General features: G+C 68.8%; 17 protein-coding genes and 1 pseudogene. 9 read left to right on the top strand and 9 right to left on the bottom strand.

Annotated features, from left to right (window positions below; all coding sequences use genetic code 11):
- The first annotated feature begins 104 nt into the window (after window positions 1-104).
- The 5 genes from OXS49_RS16050 to dksA all read left to right on the top strand — a co-directional run bounded on the left by OXS49_RS16050 (window position 105) and on the right by dksA (window position 5,860).
- Complete coding sequence (locus OXS49_RS16050) at window positions 105-1,352, top strand: Hsp70 family protein (protein WP_267425603.1); 1,248 nt, start codon at window positions 105-107, stop codon at window positions 1,350-1,352.
- 636 nt (window positions 1,353-1,988) lie between these two features.
- Window positions 1,989-2,687 (top strand): haloacid dehalogenase type II, encoded by a 699-nt coding sequence (locus tag OXS49_RS16045; RefSeq protein WP_267425602.1) that lies wholly within the window; start codon window positions 1,989-1,991, stop codon window positions 2,685-2,687.
- 187 nt (window positions 2,688-2,874) lie between these two features.
- A complete protein-coding gene (locus tag OXS49_RS16040; RefSeq protein WP_267425601.1) occupies window positions 2,875-4,248 on the top strand; it encodes an MBOAT family O-acyltransferase in 1,374 nt (457 codons plus the stop codon).
- A gap of 2 nt (window positions 4,249-4,250) precedes the next feature.
- Window positions 4,251-5,267 (top strand): hypothetical protein, encoded by a 1,017-nt coding sequence (locus tag OXS49_RS16035; RefSeq protein ID WP_244008188.1) that lies wholly within the window; start codon window positions 4,251-4,253, stop codon window positions 5,265-5,267.
- 173 nt (window positions 5,268-5,440) lie between these two features.
- Complete coding sequence (gene dksA / locus OXS49_RS16030) at window positions 5,441-5,860, top strand: RNA polymerase-binding protein DksA (RefSeq protein WP_244008187.1); 420 nt, start codon at window positions 5,441-5,443, stop codon at window positions 5,858-5,860.
- 317 nt (window positions 5,861-6,177) lie between these two features.
- Here dksA and OXS49_RS16025 read toward each other — a convergent pair whose 3' ends face one another.
- Genes OXS49_RS16025 through OXS49_RS16015 form a run of 3 tightly spaced genes read right to left on the bottom strand, consistent with a single transcriptional unit; the run spans window position 6,178 to window position 9,087 of the window.
- Window positions 6,178-7,869 (bottom strand): pilus assembly protein TadG-related protein, encoded by a 1,692-nt coding sequence (locus tag OXS49_RS16025; RefSeq protein ID WP_244008186.1) that lies wholly within the window; start codon window positions 7,867-7,869, stop codon window positions 6,178-6,180.
- A 37-nt stretch (window positions 7,870-7,906) separates the two neighbouring features.
- Window positions 7,907-8,554, bottom strand: coding sequence for a TadE/TadG family type IV pilus assembly protein (locus OXS49_RS16020; RefSeq protein ID WP_244008185.1), 648 nt, complete (start codon window positions 8,552-8,554; stop codon window positions 7,907-7,909).
- Window positions 8,548-9,087 carry a TadE family protein gene (locus tag OXS49_RS16015; RefSeq protein ID WP_267425596.1) on the bottom strand — a complete coding sequence of 180 codons (540 nt, stop codon included), beginning with the start codon at window positions 9,085-9,087 and terminating at the stop codon, window positions 8,548-8,550. Before OXS49_RS16015 ends, OXS49_RS16020 begins: the two co-directional genes overlap by 7 nt.
- A gap of 300 nt (window positions 9,088-9,387) precedes the next feature.
- On the opposite strand from OXS49_RS16015, the gene OXS49_RS16010 reads away from it, so the two are divergent.
- A complete protein-coding gene (locus OXS49_RS16010) occupies window positions 9,388-9,792 on the top strand; it encodes a hypothetical protein (protein ID WP_267425593.1) in 405 nt (134 codons plus the stop codon).
- Window positions 9,792-10,262, top strand: coding sequence for a hypothetical protein (locus tag OXS49_RS16005; protein ID WP_267425590.1), 471 nt, complete (start codon window positions 9,792-9,794; stop codon window positions 10,260-10,262). Before OXS49_RS16010 ends, OXS49_RS16005 begins: the two co-directional genes overlap by 1 nt.
- Before the next feature lie 364 nt (window positions 10,263-10,626).
- On the opposite strand, the gene OXS49_RS16000 is transcribed toward OXS49_RS16005, so the two are convergent.
- Entirely contained in the window at window positions 10,627-11,904 is a 1,278-nt protein-coding gene (locus OXS49_RS16000) for an FAD-binding oxidoreductase (protein ID WP_267425587.1), read from the bottom strand.
- Between the two features lie 153 nt (window positions 11,905-12,057).
- On the opposite strand from OXS49_RS16000, the gene gltX reads away from it, so the two are divergent.
- Entirely contained in the window at window positions 12,058-13,398 is a 1,341-nt protein-coding gene (gltX, locus tag OXS49_RS15995; protein WP_267425585.1) for a glutamate--tRNA ligase, read from the top strand.
- 22 nt (window positions 13,399-13,420) lie between these two features.
- Here gltX and OXS49_RS15990 read toward each other — a convergent pair.
- The 4 genes and pseudogenes from OXS49_RS15990 to OXS49_RS33660 all read right to left on the bottom strand — a co-directional run.
- Window positions 13,421-13,720 (bottom strand): annotated as a pseudogene (locus tag OXS49_RS15990) (transporter associated domain-containing protein); the annotation flags it as partial.
- Window positions 13,716-14,495 (bottom strand): class I SAM-dependent methyltransferase, encoded by a 780-nt coding sequence (locus tag OXS49_RS15985; protein WP_244008181.1) that lies wholly within the window; start codon window positions 14,493-14,495, stop codon window positions 13,716-13,718. The gene OXS49_RS15985 and the pseudogene OXS49_RS15990, both read right to left, overlap by 5 nt.
- Before the next feature lie 15 nt (window positions 14,496-14,510).
- Complete coding sequence (locus OXS49_RS15980; protein WP_267425583.1) at window positions 14,511-15,719, bottom strand: MFS transporter; 1,209 nt, start codon at window positions 15,717-15,719, stop codon at window positions 14,511-14,513.
- A 491-nt stretch (window positions 15,720-16,210) separates the two neighbouring features.
- Window positions 16,211-17,194 (bottom strand): OmpA family protein, encoded by a 984-nt coding sequence (locus tag OXS49_RS33660; protein ID WP_346016953.1) that lies wholly within the window; start codon window positions 17,192-17,194, stop codon window positions 16,211-16,213.
- Here OXS49_RS33660 and OXS49_RS33655 point away from each other — a divergent pair.
- Window positions 17,144-18,352 (top strand): hypothetical protein, encoded by a 1,209-nt coding sequence (locus OXS49_RS33655; RefSeq protein WP_346016952.1) that lies wholly within the window; start codon window positions 17,144-17,146, stop codon window positions 18,350-18,352. The genes OXS49_RS33660 and OXS49_RS33655 overlap by 51 nt on opposite strands.
- Here OXS49_RS33655 and OXS49_RS15970 read toward each other — a convergent pair.
- Entirely contained in the window at window positions 18,349-19,413 is a 1,065-nt protein-coding gene (locus OXS49_RS15970) for a DUF2865 domain-containing protein (RefSeq protein WP_267425579.1), read from the bottom strand. The genes OXS49_RS33655 and OXS49_RS15970 overlap by 4 nt on opposite strands.
- Between the last annotated feature and the right edge of the window lie 158 nt (window positions 19,414-19,571).

The following is a 19,571-nucleotide window of genomic DNA, read 5'->3' as shown; positions in this document are numbered from 1 at the left end:
CACGCTTCCCGCGATACCAGCCCCGCCGTTTCGGGCCTGGACCGCAACGCTCCGGCCCTGTTACGGCGACGCCCCTCCCAGACAGAACCCGGATCCAGGACACGATGGCGGCCTGCGGCCTCGATTTCGGCACGTCGAACACCACCCTCGGGCATGTCGGCCCGGGAGGACCCATCCTGCTACCGCTGGAGGGCGCGCACCGGACGATCCCGAGCGCGATCTTCTTCGAACTCGGCGCAGAGCCGGTGATCGGCCGGGCCGCTACGGCAGCCTACGTGGAGGGCCTGTCCGGGCGGCTGATGCGGGGTCTCAAATCCGTGCTCGGCACGCCGCTGATGGATGAGGCCACCCCGGTCGGCCGCCAGCGCCTGCGCCTGCGCGACATCATCGCGCGCTATCTCACGGAGGTGAAGGCGCGGGCCGAGGCGGCCTGTGGCGCGACCCTCGACAGCGTGGTCCACGGCCGCCCGGTTCATTTCGTGGACGGAGACGCGGAGGCCGACCGCCGCGCCGAGGACACGCTTCGTGAGATCGCCCGCGAGGTTGGGTTCCGAGAAGTGTCGTTCCAGTACGAGCCGATCGCGGCCGCCCTCGACTACGAGCGGCAGGTCGAGGCGGAGGAAATCGCCCTGGTGGCCGATATCGGCGGCGGCACCTCGGATTTCTCCATCGTGCGCCTGTCGCCGGAGCGCAGGGGCCGGGTGGACCGGGCCGGCGATATCCTGGCCAATGACGGTGTGCGGATCGGCGGTACCGATTTCGACCGGCTGCTCAGCCTCGCCACCGTGATGCCGCTGCTCGGCCTCGGCAGCCCGATGCGCCGCGCCGACCTCGCCGTGCCGAACGCCTATTATCACGACCTCGCCACGTGGTCGGCGATCAACCGGCTCTACAACGCGAAGACCCTGCGCGAGATCGACGAGGTGATCCGCGACTGCGCACGGCCCGACCTCGTGACGCGGCTGCATGCGGCGGTGGAGGGCGAGCGCGGTCATGCCCTGGCGGGGGCGGTGGAAGGCGCCAAGATCGCGGCCTCCGAACAGGGCGCCGCGGAACTCGACCTCGGTCTCGTGGAGCGCGGGCTCGCGGCCCGGGTCGATCGCGGGACGCTCGCTGTCCAGACAGGCGACCTAGCCCGTTCGGTCGCCGCACGCATCGGCCGCTGCCTCGCCCAGGCCGAGCTGGCGCCGGAGCGGATCGATGCCCTGTTCCTCACCGGCGGCTCCACGGGCCTGCCGCATCTGCGCGCCGCGCTGACAACTGCGCTGCCGGCGGCCCGGGTGGTGGAGGGTGACATCTTCGGTTCGGTTGGGCTGGGGCTGACCATCGAGGCCGCGCGCCGCGGAGGGTGACTCGCGGGGGCTCGATGGCGCTGCCGGCCTTGCGATCGGGGCGAAGCAACCCGGGGTGAGCGCGTGGCGTGTGTTTGGTGGGTTGCGCTGAGGCCAGGATCGATTCGGCAGGACCATGCGAGGGGCTGCTTCCGACCCAACTTGGAGCGGTGCCCGATCGCGTTGCACACGGTACACGACAGTGACGCCACCGTCGCCGAACAGGGCGCGGGTTCCCTCTCCCGTGCGGGAGAGGTCTGCTTTCGCAGAAAGCCGGGTGAGGAATGTGCGGCTTCCGGAAGAGACGCACCCTGTCGGCGCCTTGACGGTGCGCGCGATCCTGAACCGTCTCGACCCTCACCCCAACCCTCTCCCGCACGGGAGAGGGGGCATGTCGCGCTTGACACCCGTGTTGGCAGACGCGTGTCGGGTACCGCGCGCGCTGCAATCGAGTCCCACGCGAAGCCTTTGTTTGTGCGCGCTCTCTTGCGCCGAACCAGTGTCCACTTCGGCGGAGAGCGCTCCAGTCCCCCGAACTACCGTCCGTGCTTCCCTCAAGCGGTCGCCTGTGAGCACTGGAGCAACTTTGGCTCGGGGTTTGGAACCGGACTTTGCGGACAGGGATAGTTCGCTGAGGGCCGCCCGGTGAGACCGATCATGCTGCAACTGCAACCCGTGCCGACCATCATCACGTTCGACTGCTACGGCACCCTCGTTCAGTGGCATGCCGCCGTCCGGTCCGCCGCCCGCGCGATCCTCGCCGGCCGCGTAACGCAGGCGGAAGCGGAAGACCGATCACCCACGCTGGCTGACCGGCTGCGCAGCGCCGCAGTCGAGCGCCAGCAGCACCCGCCCTACTGCGACTACAAGTCTGTTCTGCGGTCCGCCCTCGCGGTCGCGCTCGCCGAGGCCGGTCATACAGCGACGCCCGAGGATGAGGGAACGCTGCTCTCGACCTTCGGTCGGATCGAGCCGCATCCCGACGTCCCGGCTGCGCTTACGCGCTTGCGCGCGCGCTACCGGCTCGCGATCATCAGCAACACCGACGACGACCTGATCGCCGGCTCCATCGCGGCAATCGGGTTGCCGATCGATTTCGTCATCACGGCCCAGCAGGCCCGCGCCTACAAGCCCGACCACCGGCTTTTTCTTCACGCCTACGAGATCATGGGCGTGACGAAGCAGGAAACCGTGCACGTCGGCATGGGACAGTTCACCGACCTCAAGGTCTGTCACGAACTTGGCATCCGCTCCGTATGGATCGACCGTGCAGGCGAGCCGCCGAACCCGAACTGGCCGCCGGACGCCGCGTTGAACGACCTTGCGGGTTTGCCCGACCTGCTGTCGGTCCCCTAGGCGGCTTCCAAAGCGCTCTGTGCCGAAGTGGTTGCCGGTTCGGCGCAAGAGCCCGCTTGTAGGCCCGCACGAGGTCACGAGCGGATGACACCCGCGATTGACGGGCCGCCCACGATCCCCGACAAGGCGGGCCCTTCCGCTCAGGACAACGGCGGCCCATTCGGGCTCCTCCGCGCCGCCTCGCCCGATGCTGTTCAACTCCTTCGTCTTCCTCCTCGCCTTCCTGCCGGCCGCCCTGATCCTGCACGCGCTGGTAGCGCGGGTCGCGCCGGCGTGGCGGCTGCCGCTCCTCGTCGGCCTGTCCTTCGTGTTCTACGGCTGGTGGGACATCCGCTTCGTTCCGCTGCTCGCCGGCTCGATCCTCGCGAACTGGTGCGTCGCCCGCACCTATCGCCGCTGGCCCGGGCGCTGGCTGATCCCGGCGGCCATCGCGGCCAATCTCGCGCTGCTCGGCGTGTTCAAGTATTTCGATTTCGCGGCCGATCTCGCCAACCTGATCCCGGGCCTGGAGGCGCCGCGGCTCGGGCTCGCACTACCGCTCGGCATCTCGTTCTTCACCTTCCACCACATCATGTACCTCGCCGACCTGCGGGCCGGCCGCGCCCCATCCTTCGGGCTGGTGAAATACGCCCTCTACATCGCCTTCTTCCCGCAGGTTCTCGCCGGCCCGCTCGTGCGCTGGAGCGAGATCATGCACCAGTTCGACGCCGCGCCCGACGCGCGGCCGGATGCCGCCGAACGCTTCAGCCGGGGCCTGATGCTGCTCACGGTGGGGTTGGCCAAGAAGGTGTTTCTGGGCGATCCGCTCGCGGCCTACGTGAATCCCGTGTTTCAGGCGGCGGCGGCCGGGAAGGTCGTCACGGTCGCGGAGGCGTGGCAGGCGACGCTCGGCTTCACCTTCCAGATCTATTTCGACTTCTCCGGCTACACCGACATGGCGCTCGGCATCGCCCTGCTGTTCGGGCTGGTCTTGCCGCAGAATTTCGACACGCCCTACCGCGCCACCTCGCTGCGCGACTTCTGGCGGCGCTGGCACATGACCCTGTCGCGGTTCCTACGCGACTACCTCTACGTCCCCCTGGGCGGGAACCGGCACGGGCTGCTTCGGCAGGTCGGGGCGCTCGCCGCCACCATGACGCTGGGCGGCCTCTGGCACGGGGCGGGCCTCACCTTCCTGGCCTGGGGCGCCCTGCACGGGGTCGGACTCGGCACCGGCGTGCTGGCGCGCCGCGCCCGGATCACGATCCCGGCCCCAGTCGGCTGGCTTTTGACCAGCCTGTTCGTGATGCTGACCTGGGTGCTGTTCCGCGCGACGAGTTTCGACGCCGCGCTGATCGTGTTCAAGGGTCTGTTCGGGCTGGCGCCCAAGGGTTCGGGCTTCAAGTGGCGTACCATCGCGGTCGCCGCCCTGGTGGCCACGGTCGGGCCGACCGCCTGGGCTGCCGTCCACCGGCTGCCGCCGCGGCGCCTCCTCGCTTTCGGCTTCGCGCTCCTGTTCGTCCTCGTCCTGCTGAAGATCGGCGACGATGCGAACTACGAGTTCATCTACTTCCAGTTCTGAGCATGGCGGCGACCCCACCCAGCGCGGACCGGGACTGGCAGGGCTTCGCCCGGTTCCTGCTGCTGTCGGTGGCCGGCGTGTTCGTGGCCTATCTGGCGCTGGCGGTGCTGGTCGATCCCTACGATACCGGCCGTTCGACCCTGCTGTCCCGCGGCGCCGTCCGGCCGCAGGGCCCGCGCACCGCCTCGGCCGTCCGCGGGCGCGATCCGGCCTATACCGGTGCGGTGATCGGCAATTCGCACATCCAACTGATCGAGCCGGCGACGCTGACCCGGCTCACCGGGATCCCGTTCGTCCAGCTTTCGGTACCGGCCACCGGTCCCATGGAGCAATTCGCGGTGCTCGATTGGTATCTTCAGCACCACGCCCGGCCCACCGCCCTCGTCCTCTCGGCCGATGCCTTCTGGTGTGCCGACGATCCCGCCTTCCCGAGTGAGCACGGGTTTCCCTACTGGCTGCTCGGTGGCTGGCCTGACTACCTGAACGGCCTTATCCGCTTCCCGGCCGCTCAAGAGACGATCAACCGGCTCGGCTGGCTGTTGAATCCGCGGCATAAGACGGCCGCGGCCGATGGCTGGTGGGACTACGAGCGCAATTACCTCAGCCAGGGCTTCGGCATCGACCCAGCCAAAAAGGCAGCCCTCGAGAAGCCCGCCGGCCCCACCCCGGAGCCGCATCACGGGGGGCCGTTCCCGATCGCCGCCCGGCTGCGGGCCGAGCTCGCGCGGATCCCCGCGCGGACGCCGGTGGTGATCGTCTTCCCCCCGGTCTACGCACGCTCGGAACCGCCGGCCGGCAGCCCCCGGGCGGCGGCCGAGGCGGCCTGCCGCGCGGAAGTCCGGGCCGCGCTGTCGGAGCATCCGTCGAGCACGGTGGTAGATTGGCGCGATGGGCGCCCCGAGGCCGGCGATCCCGACCTATTTTTCGACCAGACGCATTACAGGCTGCCGCTCGCCCGTATCCTCACGACGGACATCGCCGACGCGATTGTTCGCTTGCGGACACGGATGACAGAGTAAAAGGTCTGTACCGTGACCGGATTGCCGCACGCGGCGGTACAGTGGCCGCGCCTTCAAATGCCGAGTCCCGGGCGCGTTGTCGCGATAGACCGCCTCGACTATACGGCACCTCACGTTATCGCCGCGCACCGGCCATCCCCTGGTGGGCGGCTCGATTCCAGCGAGGGTGACGCATGGCGAAGGTGACGCTGGAGGACGGCTACGTCCCGTCCGACGACGAGCCCTTCATGAACGACCGGCAGCGCGAATACTTCCGGCGCAAGCTGCTGAGCTGGAAGACCGATATCCTGCGCGAAGCGCAGGATACCCTGGTCGCACTTCAGAGCGAGAACGAGAATCATCCGGATCTCGCCGACCGCGCCTCGTCGGAGACCGACCGGTCGATTGAGCTGCGGGCGCGGGACCGCCAGCGCAAGCTCACCGGCAAGATCGACGCTGCGCTCGCTCGGCTGGAGGATGGCTCCTACGGCTACTGCGAGGAGACCGGCGAGCCGATCTCCCTGCGCCGCCTCGACGCCAGACCGATCGCCACCCTGTCGCTGGAAGCCCAGGAGCGCCACGAACGGCGCGAGCGGGTCTACCGGGACGATTGAGACTTCGTCCGTCCGTACCGCGGGCCGTCGCCGTTCCTTCGGAGGCGCCCGCTTTTTCCGTTTTGAGCGCTCTCCGACGAAGTGGGCACCGGTTCGGCGCAAGAGAGCGCGTCGCGACGAGAGCTCAGCGCCGCGCACGATTGCAACGCGCACAGGCACGACAGGAACGCCAACTTCGCCGAGTGAAGCGCGAGTCCCCTCTCCCGCATGGGAGAGGGGCAGGTAGCGCTTGCCGACCCAGGCGGCAGACAAGTGTCGTGTACCGATTGCAACGCAATCGCGCACGGTCTCAAGGCTCGATCAGGAGCCGTCTCGGCTCATTGCGTCAGACGCAGCGCGCCGATGCTGGACTGGATTTTCTGGAAGGCCGCAATCAGGTCGTCTGATGTGTTGGCGATGAAGAACTGGCTTGCCGAGGAGGCGCAGTTCTTCAGGAGCGTCTGGCCCGCCGCATCGATCGGGTCGGTCGAGACGCTGAATCCGATCGTGTAGATCGAGATGTTGACGGCCTTCGCATTCGTACACGCTGTTGCGGTGAGGGCGTCCAGCGCGCTTCGGGCACTGTTGGTATCCGAGATATTCTGATTTGTGGAAGGTAACCGAGAGTTTGGGGTCTGAGTTTTGGTGTTTTGTGTGTTCGCGTTCTGGAAGTAGCCGGCGGCGAAGTACAGAGATCCGGTCGGCGCATTGGGGTTGACCGTCCAGCTATTCGTACCATCGGTCATCAGGATCATGATCTTGTTGATCGCGCTGGCGTTCGACGAACTCGAAGTTGTCGTGTAGGCCGCGGGCGCGCTCGCGGTCGGGTTTGAGGATGCGTAGCTGGTCGAGAAGACACTGACCGGCGAGAGCGTCCGCCAGCCCCACATGAGGCCCTCGAAGATGTTGGTCGAGCCGAGCGGCGCCATGTTGCCGATAAGCGTCTTCAAGGCGGTCTGATCGCTCGTGAGCGGCAGGAGCGGCTGGGTCGTGCAGCCGAAATTCGGGCCGTTGGGAATGCCGACATAGCTGCTGGACGTCGCGTTGCGCGGACTCGCGTATTTGCACGCCCGGCCTAGGGAGGAATCGTAATCCAGATTCTTATTGATCGGACAATTGCCGATGTTGGAGCTGGTGTCGTCGTCAATGTAGCTGTTGTACGAGTAATACGTGCCAGTGGTGTCGCTGTAGTAACGCCCTGTGCTGCTGGCGTCGCCTGGTTCATCGGGTGCAAAGAGCGGGACGAAATAGGAGTCCTTGTTCCCTGAGGACGGTGCGACGTCCTGAGTATTGAGCGGATAGGACAACATCTCCAGGCACCCGCCCCAGCCCCAGCTGCTCATGCTGCTCGCGCTTTGAAGCTTCGTGAAAATGTCGAACCGGCTCGTGAAGTTGGATCCGCTGGGCTGGAGCACGTTGGTCCAGTGATAGCTCGACTGCCCATTCTGGTCGATCCAGCTGGCGTAGCGGTAGAGGGTCGGGTTGACCGCAACCGCTCCGGCGAACGGCACGATCGAGATCCGGGTTGCGCTGCTGAAGGACGAGTTGGTGTAGACGTAATTGACGAAGTTCGTAGCGGCCTGCTGCACCGCCTGCAGCTTCGACTGGCCGCCGCTCGACTCGGCCATCGACCCCGTATTGTCGAGCACCAGCGCGATCTCGAAGGTCTTGGGGATCGGCGTGGCGCATTGCGACGTGGCGCCCGGGTTGATGCGCGTGGTGCCGGTCAGCTTGCCGAAGAAGGTCGTCGACAGCTTGTGCGCCGACAACGTGATCTGACGCGGGTTGCTGGTGATCGCCAGCGGATCGACGACGAGGTTGGTCGCCCCCATGGCACCGATCATCGTCGTCTGGGCCATGGTGTTCAGGTCGGCCGAGGTCGCGGTCGACGGCGTCTGGCAGAGGAGCAGCGCAGTGGCGTCCGTCGCGGCCTGGAGCTTCGTTTCCAGACGCGTCGCGAAACCGTAATCGATCGCCGCGCCACCGAGCATGAGCATCGGCACGCTCATAAAGGCGAACAGGAGCGCCACGTTGCCGCAACGGTCCCGCACGAGGCGGTGGGGGGCGTTACGGAGTCGAGCCATCGCACGCCGCTGCGTTCGTGCCGGGCAACACCACCTCGGTGTAGATGTTGTTCCCATAGGTCTTGCCGCCCCGCGTTGGCCATGGAACGACGCTGGAGAAGGTGATGGTGCCGTTCACGCCTTTGGCGAGCTTCACCAAGGCGCCTCCGATCATCGGTGCATACGGGATGCTGACCTCGGCGAGGACGTAGCGCATGCCAAGGATCTGATAGCCCGGCGGTACGGTGAGGCCGGTCGCCAGACCGGTGCTGCGCGGCGTGGCGTTGCCGCTGGCATAGCTGGAGCAGACGGTCGGGATCTGGGTCGCGCCCGACAGTCCGACGCCCATCGCGCTGACCACGATCCGCGCATTCGCGGTGTTGAACGGGCGCATCACCGTCGTCGCCGAGGCTAAGATGTCGGTCATCAGGGGCGTGCTGATCGGATTCTTCGTATCGCCCTGCGCGGTCAGATCGGCGACCGTGCGCGCGAGCAGGGTCAGCTTGCGCCACTCGTCCATGGCGTGGGCCAATTCCGTCATGCCGGCCCAGATTGCCAGCAGGAGCGGCAGGATGACGGCGAACTCGACGGCGGCCGTGCCGCGGCGATCGTGCAGCAGATGCTTGGTTCTGCGCGGCCGGCGGCTCAGCATGGGCTCGAACCGTTCGTCTGGTACGGCTCGGTGCGGAACACCGCGGTCGAGATCAGCAGGCTCGATCCGGCGCCGCTGCCGGTCGTGAACTGGCGGGTGTTGAGCCCCATCAGATTGAAGAACGTCGGAAACTGCACGGCCGCCGTGACGATCACGATCGACCCCGGCGCGGCGCAGGCGTAGTTCGTGCCGAATTTCGTGTTCCAGGTGCCGGTCGCGCTGTTGACCGGGATCGACGGGCTCGCGCTTGAGAACGTGCTCGAGGTCGTCACGTCGAGCTTGACGCTCTGGCAATTGAAGATGTTGACGATGGTGGCGTTGGCCGGACCGCACATCGTGGTTTTCAGGGCCGCCAGAAGCTTGGTTGCGTCGGTCTGCCCGGCATTCGCCTGCTGGAACTGACCGGTGAAGATCGTGCGGACGGCGTTCTGCAAGGACCGATCGAAGTTCTGCGTGGCCCAGATCTGGAAGGCAACCTGGAAGATTGCGCCGCACAGGGCAAGGAAGGGTAGGCTCACCAGGGCGAACTCCACCGCGGCGGCACCATCGGCCTCGCCACGGAGGCGTGCCAGATGCCAACCTAACGTTCTGCCTCGATTGAGAAACCTTGTTCTTATGTCCGTCATGCGTCATAAATTACGCAGCAATAGTCTCGTGTATCTTCGTAAGATCGAGCTTTTACCAAAGAATTAATACAATTTCTGGAGTCGGCCCGAATCGAAGCTTATCCCACCGGTTACGGCCCGGTCGCGCCGGCTTGGAGCGTCCCCAGGCACGATTGACGCTCCGGGAAGCTGCACCACTTCCGGGTGAAGGCTTGGCCGGAGATCTCCATGAAACGCCCCCTGACCGTGATCGTGGCCGCCACGATCGCGGCCCTTACGCTCGCGGGTTGCGAAGGGCCGAAGCCGGGACCGGCCGGCCCGCCCGGGCCGAAGGGCGATCAGGGGCCGCAGGGCCCTGCCGGCCTGAATGGGGCGACGGGCGAACGTGGACCTACAGGCGAACGGGGCCCGGCCGGGCCCGCGGGGCCGGCAGGTCCGGCCGTAAACAGCCAGATCCGACTGGATGTCGCCTGCCAACGCGACGAGGCGTTGATCGGCGCCTATTGCCGGGGCATGGCGGTGCTGCCGTCCGTGACCGTTACGGACGGCGTCGCCACGGTCGGCTGCCTCGACATGACCGCGAAGGCCGCCAAGGATGCACAGCCTGTCGCGGTCTGCATGAAGACGCCGTGATGAAAGCCCTGGTCTCCGCCTTACTTGCCGCGCTGGTCTATACGGCCGCCAGCGCCCAATCGGTCGTGCCCAGCGAGCGCGCGGCCATCGACCTCGTGCGCGACCGCCGCACCGCCGGGTTCGCCACCGTCGCTCAGACCCTGGCCTATGCCGAGCGCGTGACCGGCGGGGCCTTCAGCTTCGGCGGATATCGCGTCGATTATCGTCCGGAGGCGCCTTTCGCCCGGGTGCGGATCTGCTACCGGCTGGGGATCGATCCGCCGACCTGCGGCCTCGACTACCGGGTTGCCGTGAATCCCGCACATGTCGAGCCGTCCGACCGCTACGACGGCCTCACCCGCGATCTCGAACACGGGCCCCGCGCCTTCCTGCGGGCGTTGGCCCGCGACGTCGACCTCCAGCGCCAGCCCGCGATCCTGCGGAAGATCCAGGCAGCGCTCGACCCCTACAACCCCTACGACTGGCGCTGATTTTTAGAGCCGAGCTCGATCGCGTTGCCCACGATACACGACATTTGTCCGCCTCCTGGGTCGGCAAGCGCGACCTGCCCCCTCTCCCGTGCGGGAGAGGGTTGGGGTGAGGGTCGAGACGGTTCAGGATCGCGCGCACGGTCAAGGCGCTGACAGGGTGCGCCTCTTCCGGACAGGTCTCATCCCTCACCCGGCTTTCTGCGAAAGCAGACCTCTCCCGCACGGGAGAGGGGACCCGCGCCCTGTTCCGCGACGGTGGCGTCACTGTCGTGTACCGTGCGCGTTGCAATCGCGCACGGCTCTAAGTCTTTGCAGTGACGCGCTCTCTTGCACCGAACCGGTATCCGCTTCGGCGAAGAGCGCTTCAGAACACGCTCGGCCAGCGCAGCAGCCGCTCCGGCGCGAAGGCCGCCACCGGCACCGCCGGACTCCGGCCGGTGGCGAGATCGGCAACGATCTCCCCGGTGATCGGGCCGGTGGACAGGCCGATATGGCCGTGGCCGAAAGCGAAGAACAATCCGTCGTGTCGGGGCGCCCGGCCGATTACCGGCATTCCATCCGGCGTCGAGGGGCGGGAGCCGAGCCACGGCGCGTTGTCGAGGGGCCCGTCCAGCCGCAGGGTCCCGGCGGCTTCCTGGGAGGCCGCGTCGATCTGGGTATGATCCGGTGCGGCGTGGCGCGCATTGAGTTCCACGCCCGACAGCACGCGCACCCGGTGATCGCCCATCGGCGAGAGGATCGAGCCGGCGCCCGTATCGAGCACCGGCCGGGTCAGCGGCGGGCTCTCCGGATGCAGGGCGTAGTGGCGATGGTAGCCGCGCTCGGCCGCGACCGCGAAGCGGTAGCCCAGCGGCCGCGCGATCGCCCCCGAGGCGGCGCCGGCCGCGAGCACCACCTGGTGAGCCCGGACCGCGCCGGCCTCCAGATCGATCCGCCATCCGCCCGAATCGGGCGCCAGCCGCGCGACGCTGCCGCGGAGGCGCCGCCCGCCGAGGCCGGAAAACAGCGCCTCGCAGGCCTCGATCAGGCGGCCGGGCTCGCGCACCGAGCCGGTCTCGGTCAGCAGCATCGCCTTGGCGTAGGGTCGGACCACGGCCGGCTCCAGATCGCGCAGGGCCGCCGTATCGAGGATGTCGAAGGCCACGCCGTGCCCAGCCAGAATCTCGCGCTCCAGGGCGGCCGCCGCGAAAGCGGCTTCCGTTCGGTAAGCCTTCAGCCATCCGGTCCGCTGCAGCCGGTCGCTCGTCCCGGCCCGGGCCGCGAGGCGTTCATGGGCCGGGTAGGCGGCACTCGTCAGCGGCAGCAGCGCCTCGGCGGCCCGGCGCCAGCGGGCGGCGCGGGCGCTCGCCAGGAAATGCGCCGTGTAGGGGAGGATCCGCGGCAGGTGCGCGTAGTTCAGGCGCAAGCCACGGTCGGCGTTGCGCAGATAGGCCGGGAGCTTGCCCCACAGGGCCGGGCTCGACATCGGCAGGATCGACCCACGGCTGACCACGCCGGCATTGCCGTAGGAGGTCCGGGCGCGGGCCTCGCCGGGATCGCACAGGACCACGTCGAGGCCCCGATCCTTCAGCGCGATGGCGCTGGCAAGACCGACCATCCCGCCGCCGATCACCACGATGTCGGCCGTCTCGTCCGTCGCCATCGAGCCTTGTCCCGCGCAGCGCCAAGCGGAGCCTTCTGACCGGTTTCCACGACCCTGGGTAGCGTCTTCCTGGTGGGCCGCCATGAGCCGGGCGAGGGGCAGAGGCCATGAAGTCCTGCGCCATCGGCGCCAAGATCGGCTATGGAGCGGACCATGACTCTCGTTCGCTTCGCCCCGTCGCCGACCGGCTACCTCCATATCGGCAATGCCCGGCCGGCCCTGCTGAACGCGCTGTTCGCCCGCCGGACCGGCGGACGCTTCCTGCTGCGCCTCGACGACACCGATGCGGAGCGCTCGACCGAGGCGTTCGCCCAGGCGATTCAGGAAGATCTCGCGTGGCTCGGCATCGAGCCCGACCTGTTCGCCCGGCAGAGCGAACGGAAGGCGCAGCACGACAAAGCCGCCGATCGCCTGCGTTCTGCCGGCCGGCTCTACCCGTGCTACGAGACCCAGGAGGAACTGGAGCGCCGCCGCAAGCGCCAGCTCGGCCGTAACCAGCCGCCGATCTACGACCGGGCGGCGCTCAAGCTCACCGCCGAAGAGCGCGCCTCCCTGGAAGCCGAGGGGCGGCGGCCGCACTGGCGCTTCCTGCTGGAGGCCCGGACCGTGACCTGGGACGACCTCGTCCGCGGTCCGGCCCATGTCGATTGCGCGTCGCTGTCCGATCCGGTGCTGATCCGCGGCGACGGCAGCTACCTCTACACGCTGCCCTCGGTCGTGGACGACGCCGATCTGGGAATCACCCACGTGATCCGCGGCGAGGACCACGTCACCAACACTGGCGTGCAGGTGCAGATCTTCGAGGCACTGGGCGCCGCCGTTCCGATCTTCGGCCACCACAACCTGCTCACGACCGCGGACGGGGAGGGGTTGTCGAAGCGGCTCGGCCACCTGTCGCTGCGCGGCCTGCGCGAGGCCGGCTACGAGCCCGCTGCGGTGCGCTCCCTCGCCGTCCTGACCGGCTCCGCCGAATCCGTCCGGGCGGTTCCCGACCTGGACACCCTGGCCGGCCTGATCGACCTCGCGGAAATCTCTCGGGCGCCGGCCCGGTTCGACACGGCGGAGCTTGACGGTCTCAACGCGCGCCTCGTCCACGCCATGCCGTACGCGGATGTGGCTGATCGGCTGGCGGACCTCGGGGTTAAGGCGGATCGCGCAGAGGCGTTCTGGCTGGCGGTGCGGGCCAATCTCAACCGGGTCGCCGAGGCGGCCGAGTGGTGGAGGGTCGTTGCCGGTCCGGTCGAGCCGGTGCTGATCGAGCCAACCGTGATCGCGGCGGCGCAGGACAGCCTGCCGCCCGAGCCGTTCGGCCCCGAGACCTGGAAAGCTTGGACGACCGAGATCCGCACCCGAACCGGAGCGAAGGGCAAGGGCCTGTTCATGCCGCTGCGGCTTGCGCTCACCGGGCTGGAGCACGGGCCTGATCTCTCGGGTTTGCTGCCGCTGATCGGTCGCGAGCGCGCAATGCGGCGGCTGGCGGGTGAGGCGGCCTGAGCTCCTCCGCCTCGGACTCTACCAGCTTGGTCGCCTGCAGCTTGTCGACGCGCCGTCCGTCGAGATCCACCACCTCGAACCGCCAGCCGGCGATGTCGCAGGTCTCCGGCAGGCGCTGAAGCGTGGCGATGACGAGGCCGGCAGCCGTGGCGTCGTTGCGCGACGGCGGGAGCCGTAAGACGAACTGGTCGGCCAGTTCGTCGGTCGGCATCGCGCCCGCGACGGCGTCGAGGATGTTGGCCGGCGTCACGAGCCCGTCGAAATGGCCGTACTCGTCGTGGACCAGCGCCATCGGCACGGACGCGCTGCGCAGGGCATCAAGCCGCGGTCCGGTGCGGTCGTGCTTCGATCAGCACCGAGTCGAGCAGAAAGCTGCCATCCGGCTCGATCTGGAAATGCGCCGTGACCTCGGCGGCGGCCGAAGCCTGGAGGGCCCGGATCGCCGCGACATGGGTCGGCGGCGTGCGCATGCGGGCGATCCAGCTCGCGAAATCCATGCGCGGACGGCTTGCCATGACGGCACCAGGCGCGAAGCCCGCCGCCTCCAGCATGGTGCGCCATTCCGAGACCCGGTAGTCGCGCACGTGGGACGGATCGCGCAGCAGTTCGACCGCCTGGAGATGCGTGTCGAGCAGCGGATCTTCCGGGGCCACCGCGTCGCAGGCGACGAGCAGGCCATCGGGTTTCACCACCCGCCTCGCCTCCGCAAGGGCGGCTGGAACGTCTCGCCAATGATGGGCGCTGAACCGGGTGAGCACCGCGTCGAAGCTCGCGTCCGCGAAGGGCAGCGTCTCGGCCGCCCCTTGGTGGGTATCGATCCGGTCGAGCCCCCGCCGGGCCGCCTCGGCGGAGACGGCCGCCAGCATCTCGGCCGAGAGATCATAGGCGGTGACCACGGCCCCGGCCGCCGCCGCCGCGAAGGCGACATGGCCGCCGCCACAGCCGAGATCGAGCGCACGCGCCCCCGGCAGCGCGCGGATCAGGGCGCCGATGCGATCGAGATCGGCACCGCCCGCATGGACTGCGCTCGTCACGTAGGCTGTGGCCTGCGCGCCGAACTGATCGACGACGTGGCTGGTGTGGCTGCGCGCGCTCATGGTTCGGTCCTCGAATCAAGCTCCCAGGGGTTCGAGGCGGGATAGCCGCAGTGCCACAGCCAGCGCCAGCCCGTAGAGCCCGCCCACGAAGAGCACCACGCCGGTCCAGCCGGAATGGGCGAAGAACCAGCCGCCCGCCGTTCCGAGCACAGACGAGCCGAGATAGTACATGCACAGGTAGACCGAGGAGGCTTGCGCCCGGTCGCGCCGCGCCCGCCGGCCGACCCAACTGCTCGCGACCGAGTGTGCCGCGAAGAAGCCCACCGTCGTGACCACGACGCCGAAGACGATCAGCACGATGTTGTCGAAGAGGGTCATCAGGATCCCGGCGAGCCCGAGGCTGGTCGCGAGCCACAGCACCCGCCGCCGGCCCAAACGGCTGGCGAGCTCCCCGGCGACCGGGCTGCTTACCATGCCGGCGAGGTAGACCGAGAAGATCAGCCCGATCACCGTCTGGCTCAACGAGAAGGGCGGATCGAGCAGGCGGAACCCGATGTAGTTGTAGATGCAAACGAAGCCGCCCATCAGCAGGAACGCCTCGACGAACAGCCACGGCAGGCCGGCATCGCGGAAATGGTGGCCGAAACTCCCCGGCACCTCGCGCCACGCCATCCGGCGCGCCACGAAGCTGCGGGAGGGGGGCAGCCAGCGCCAGAAGGCGAGGGCCGCAGCCAGCGCCAGCACGCCGATCGTGGCCAGCCCGATCCGCCAACCGACATGATCGGCCATGACGCCGCTGATGAGCCGACCCGCCATGCCGCCCAACGCGTTGCCGCCGACCAGCAGGCCCATCGACAGGCCGATCGCCTGCGCGTCCATCTCCTCCGCCAGATAGGCCATGGCGACCGCCGGCAGGCCGCTCGCCGTGAGGCCGGTGAGTGCGCGCAGCACTAGGAACCCGTGCCAGCCGGGGATAAGGGCGGCCACGATGGTGAGCAGCGCGGAGGCCAGGAGCGAGGCCAGCATCACGGGCTTGCGGCCCCACATCTCGGACAGCGGGCTCACCACCAAGAGCGCTACGGCCAGCAGGCCGCAGGGCAGCGACAGGGCGAGACTGCTCTCGGCCGGGGACACGCCGAAATCCTCGGCATAGATCGGCAGCAGGGGCTGCACCGCGTAGAGCACCGCGAAGGTCGAGAACCCCGCGGCCGCCAATGCCAGCGCCGTCCGGCGGAAAACCGGCGTGCCCGCCCGGATCAGCCGCCCGTCCGCTTCGCTGTCCATGCCCGTCCCGCGTTGCCGATCTTCGCGTGTTGGTGATGTCCGCTGGTGCTGTCGTCAACTCCCGCGCATCCGGCTATCGCGGCGATCAGCGCTCGCAACGCCTCGCGCGTGGCGCCGTCGCGCACTTGGAACGAGATCGCCTGCCTGATGATCCCGTGGACGAACGCCCCCAACCGCGCCGCATCCGCTTAGGCGGCAGGTCGTCGGACTCTCTGGCGCGCTCCAGGCGATTGCGGATCAGCGCCAGCGTTGTGCGGCGTTCGCAGAGAGGGTTAGCGCGGGCTGTCTCTGGCGGGTGGACTGCTGGCCACGTCGCGGATCAAGAGGTTGCCGCCCGACTGGTTCGAAGGTGCGACCTCGATGCTGCCGTTCGGCAACGCGTGCAGGCCCTCGCACGCCGGTGGCTTCTCAGCCTCGCGCCGCCCGGCTGAGGTTGAAGGCGAAGGACCGGGCGGCCGATGGCGGCCGCCCGATCGAGACGTCTTTCCGGCTCAGCGTGGCGGGGGCGGCGCTGCCTGTCCCTGCCCCTCGCCCTGCTGCAGCAGCGGCGTGATCCGCTGGACGACGACGCGGCGGTTTTCCCGCGACGGGCCCTGTGTGTTCACCTTGAGGTACTGCTCGCCGTAGCCCTGCGTGGTCAGGTTCTCGGGTGGCACGCGGAACTGCTCGGTGAGCACGGTCGCCACCGACTGGGCACGCCGGTCCGACAGGGAGAGGTTGTCGATCGCGGAGCCGACCGCGTCGGTGAAGCCTTCGATCAAGAAGACCTCACGCGGGTTCGCCTGGATGGCGCGGTTCATCGCGGCCGCGATCACCGAGAGCTTCGCCGCCTGCTCTGGCGTGACCGTGAACGAGCCGGTGTCGAAGGTGATCGCGTTGATATCGACCGCGCGCATACGGGCCCGGAGGTCCGGGCTGTTGCGGATCTGGTCAAGGGTGTAGCGGCGCTCGACGGGAACAACCGGCGGTGCCGTCAACGCCTCGTAGACCTCGCCCGCGTCGGCCTGCGCGTAATCCACGATGTAGCGGTCCCGCGGGATCCGGATATCCGGGGGCGGCAGCACCACGACGTCCTCGTAGATCGGGCGGATCGGACCCGCATAGCTGTTGTCGATCAGCATGACTTCGCGGCCGTCGCGATAACGTAGGTAGCGGCGCAGCATCCGCCCGTCATCGGCGGTCACGGTCACGACCTGCTGGCCGCCCGGCCGGTCGAGATAGCTGTAGAAATCGGCGCCCTGCTGCACGAAGCGGTAGCCGCGCGGGTCGAGGGCGCGGAAGCGCTCGTTCTCGTCGTGCCGGATCAGGTACGAGTCGCGGTCGCGCACGATGATGCGCCCGGGCTCGCGGTAGTAGGTCCGCCCGTCCTCGTTGTACTCGCGCCGTTCACGCACCACCTGGTCGAAGCTGCGGACGTTGTCGTCTTGGCGGAAGCCGCCCGGCACGTAGCCCGGCTGACCCGGCGCGCTGAACACACCGTTGCCGGCTCGACCACCGGGGCCACCAACCTGAGCGGGGCCTCCGGCTTGACCCGGCTGGAATGGACGCCCGGGGATGCCTGGGGCCAGATTGGGGGGAATGGGGCGGCCCGGCTCCGCGCCGGGGCCGGCATTCGGCTGTGGGCGACCATTGGGCTGAACGTCCTGGCGCTGGAACGGCCGCCCGGGCACGCCCGGGGCCATGTTGGGCGGAGCCGGATGGTTCGGCTCGGCACCGGGACCGGCATTCGGTTGAGGCCGGTCACCGGGCTGCACATCCTGGCGCTGAGGATTCTGACGCTGGAGATCCTGACGCTGAAGATCTTGGCGCTGATCCGGCCGTCCGGGGGCTCCGGGAGCCGGGTTGGGCGGCGCGGGACGGCTCGGCTCGGCGCCCGGTCCTGCACTTGGCTCCGGGCGCTTGTCGCGCTGGTTATCGGGCCGACCCGGAGCACCCGGCGGCGGGTTCGGGCGATCGGCATCGGGCGCACGGCGGTCAAGAGCTGGGCCTTGTTGCCGCGGCGGCGTCCCTGGCTGGTCGTTGTCCGGCCGGGGCTGGCGGCCGGGACCAACATTGCGGTCCGGTGCGGGCCGATCCGGCTGACGGTCCTCACGGTCGGGCTGGCGCTCCTGCCGATTCGACCGAGCGTCCGGCGAACGCTGCTCCTGACGGTCTGGTCGCTGCTCCTGCCGCTGCTCCTGCCGATCCGGGCGTGCATCCGGCCGCTCCTGGGCCGGCGGACGCGGGGCCGGCGGTTCCGGTCGGCGCTCAGGCGGCCGCTCCCGTTGCGGAGGTTCTGCCTGACGCGGGGCTTGGGGCTCGGGACGCTCCCGCGGCGGCGGGGTCGCCCGATCCGGACGCGATTCCGGCCGCTCGCGTCCCGCCGGCGGGCCGGGACGTTCCTGCGGCGGGCGCTCCGGACCTGGGCCACCGCGCGGGGTCTCACCGCCGCCGCGAGGGCCACGCTCCTCCGGACCGCCCTGCGCCAGGATGATTCGGCCCGGCGCCGCGTCGGCCGGCTGGAGGGTGGTCAGAGCCGGCAGCACGGTGCCGGTCAGAAGGAGCAGTCGCAGGAGCCGCATCGAGGCCTCGTATCGGATCAGGCCGAGCCGAACACGGAACGCTGCGATTGGTTCCCCGCGGATACGCGCTAAGGTGTGAGACGCTGTGGAACAGCGATCACATTCGGCGCGATGATGCGCACGGCGACGTGATCCGGCTTCGCGCGATTGGACGGCTGTGCTTCAGGGTCGACCCAGCCTTTGCCGGCGTCGGGCCCTGTGGCAGAGGCTTCCGCGTTGCCCTTTACGGCCCGTCCGGCGGCGTCGGCAGCCAGTTCCGCTGCGGTCCGATCGGCGCGGCCGACCAGCGTCAGCCTGACCTTCGGGCGGGACAGCGCCTCGGCCTGCATGGGCGTCACGAAGATATCGCCCTTGTGCCGGACCAGCATGCTCTCGGCCTTGACCAGCGACTGCGCCCAGGTCTTGCCCTCGGGCTTGCAGGAGCAATTCGGCACGAATTCTTTGCGGAACTTGAAGGCGTTGGCGAGGCTCGTATAGGCGCGGCTGCCCTTTACCGTGGCAGCATGCTTCAGCGCATCGTCGCCGTAGGGCATGGAATAGGCCTGCGCCTCGGCGCCGGGGCAGAGCGCTTGGCACATCTCGTCCGCACCGCCGCGCCCTTCGGGCAGGTTGCGCAGCGGGAAGAACCCGCCGTCGCAGCTCCGGACGCAGACCATCTGCGGGCCGCCCCGGGCGTAGGATTCCCCGCTTGCCGCGTAGGTCTCCCGCGTGGGGCAGGTCGACGCCACGAGGCTCTGGAGTTCGCGCCGGCGCGCACCATCGTCGTCGAGCACCGCGCCGCCGTAGGTGGCCTTGAGGGCGCGGATCCGCTGTTCCACGGCCCCGCATTGCGGTGGCCGCGTATCGAAGAACAGGAATTTTTCCGAACAGTTGAGGCCGCGGTAATAGGCCTCGAGCCGCCCGATCTCGTCGTTGAGTGCCCGCGTCGTGCTGCCGCCGTTCTGGATCGACGCCAGTTCGGCTCGATAGCGCCGGCACTGGGGCGAGGGCATCTGCGGCACCGGCCGCGTCTCGGCGGCCGACGGCGTCTCCTGCGCGGCAGCCGGCACGAGGAGGGGGCAGGACAGTCCGAGGGTCAGGGCCGCAATCGAAAGGATGCGGCCGAGCGAACGGACGATCGGACGGTGAGGCATAGGCTGCATCGCGTTGGCCAGGTACGCTGCGCTCCGAAGAGGCCGAGCGGCGCGCATCCGCGCTTCGGGGCCGAAGCACCGCGATCCTACGCCCCCTCGCAGGACGGCAACACCCCCCCTACATCCCATTGGCAAGCTTGAGGGGGAATTGGCCGGTG

This window comes from Methylobacterium sp. GC_Met_2 (assembly GCF_026540795.1).
Lineage (GTDB): Bacteria > Pseudomonadota > Alphaproteobacteria > Rhizobiales > Beijerinckiaceae > Methylobacterium.
Note: the sequence above shows the minus strand (reverse complement) of the source record. Positions and strands in the feature narration are given on the sequence as shown.

Bases quoted from the DNA above. Each gene is read 5' to 3' on its own strand.
- OXS49_RS16050 (WP_267425603.1), top strand. From the start codon at position 105: ATGGCGGCCTGCGGCCTCGATTTCGGCACGTCGAACACCACCCTCGGG.
- OXS49_RS16045 (WP_267425602.1), top strand. From the start codon at position 1,989: ATGCTGCAACTGCAACCCGTGCCGACCATCATCACGTTCGACTGCTAC.
- OXS49_RS16040 (WP_267425601.1), top strand. From the start codon at position 2,875: ATGCTGTTCAACTCCTTCGTCTTCCTCCTCGCCTTCCTGCCGGCCGCC.
- OXS49_RS16035 (WP_244008188.1), top strand. From the start codon at position 4,251: ATGGCGGCGACCCCACCCAGCGCGGACCGGGACTGGCAGGGCTTCGCC.
- dksA (WP_244008187.1), top strand. From the start codon at position 5,441: ATGGCGAAGGTGACGCTGGAGGACGGCTACGTCCCGTCCGACGACGAG.
- OXS49_RS16020 (WP_244008185.1), bottom strand. From the start codon at position 8,554: ATGCTGAGCCGCCGGCCGCGCAGAACCAAGCATCTGCTGCACGATCGC.
- OXS49_RS16010 (WP_267425593.1), top strand. From the start codon at position 9,388: ATGAAACGCCCCCTGACCGTGATCGTGGCCGCCACGATCGCGGCCCTT.
- OXS49_RS16005 (WP_267425590.1), top strand. From the start codon at position 9,792: ATGAAAGCCCTGGTCTCCGCCTTACTTGCCGCGCTGGTCTATACGGCC.
- OXS49_RS16000 (WP_267425587.1), bottom strand. From the start codon at position 11,904: ATGGCGACGGACGAGACGGCCGACATCGTGGTGATCGGCGGCGGGATG.
- gltX (WP_267425585.1), top strand. From the start codon at position 12,058: ATGACTCTCGTTCGCTTCGCCCCGTCGCCGACCGGCTACCTCCATATC.
- OXS49_RS15985 (WP_244008181.1), bottom strand. From the start codon at position 14,495: ATGAGCGCGCGCAGCCACACCAGCCACGTCGTCGATCAGTTCGGCGCG.
- OXS49_RS15980 (WP_267425583.1), bottom strand. From the start codon at position 15,719: ATGGACAGCGAAGCGGACGGGCGGCTGATCCGGGCGGGCACGCCGGTT.
- OXS49_RS15970 (WP_267425579.1), bottom strand. From the start codon at position 19,413: ATGCCTCACCGTCCGATCGTCCGTTCGCTCGGCCGCATCCTTTCGATT.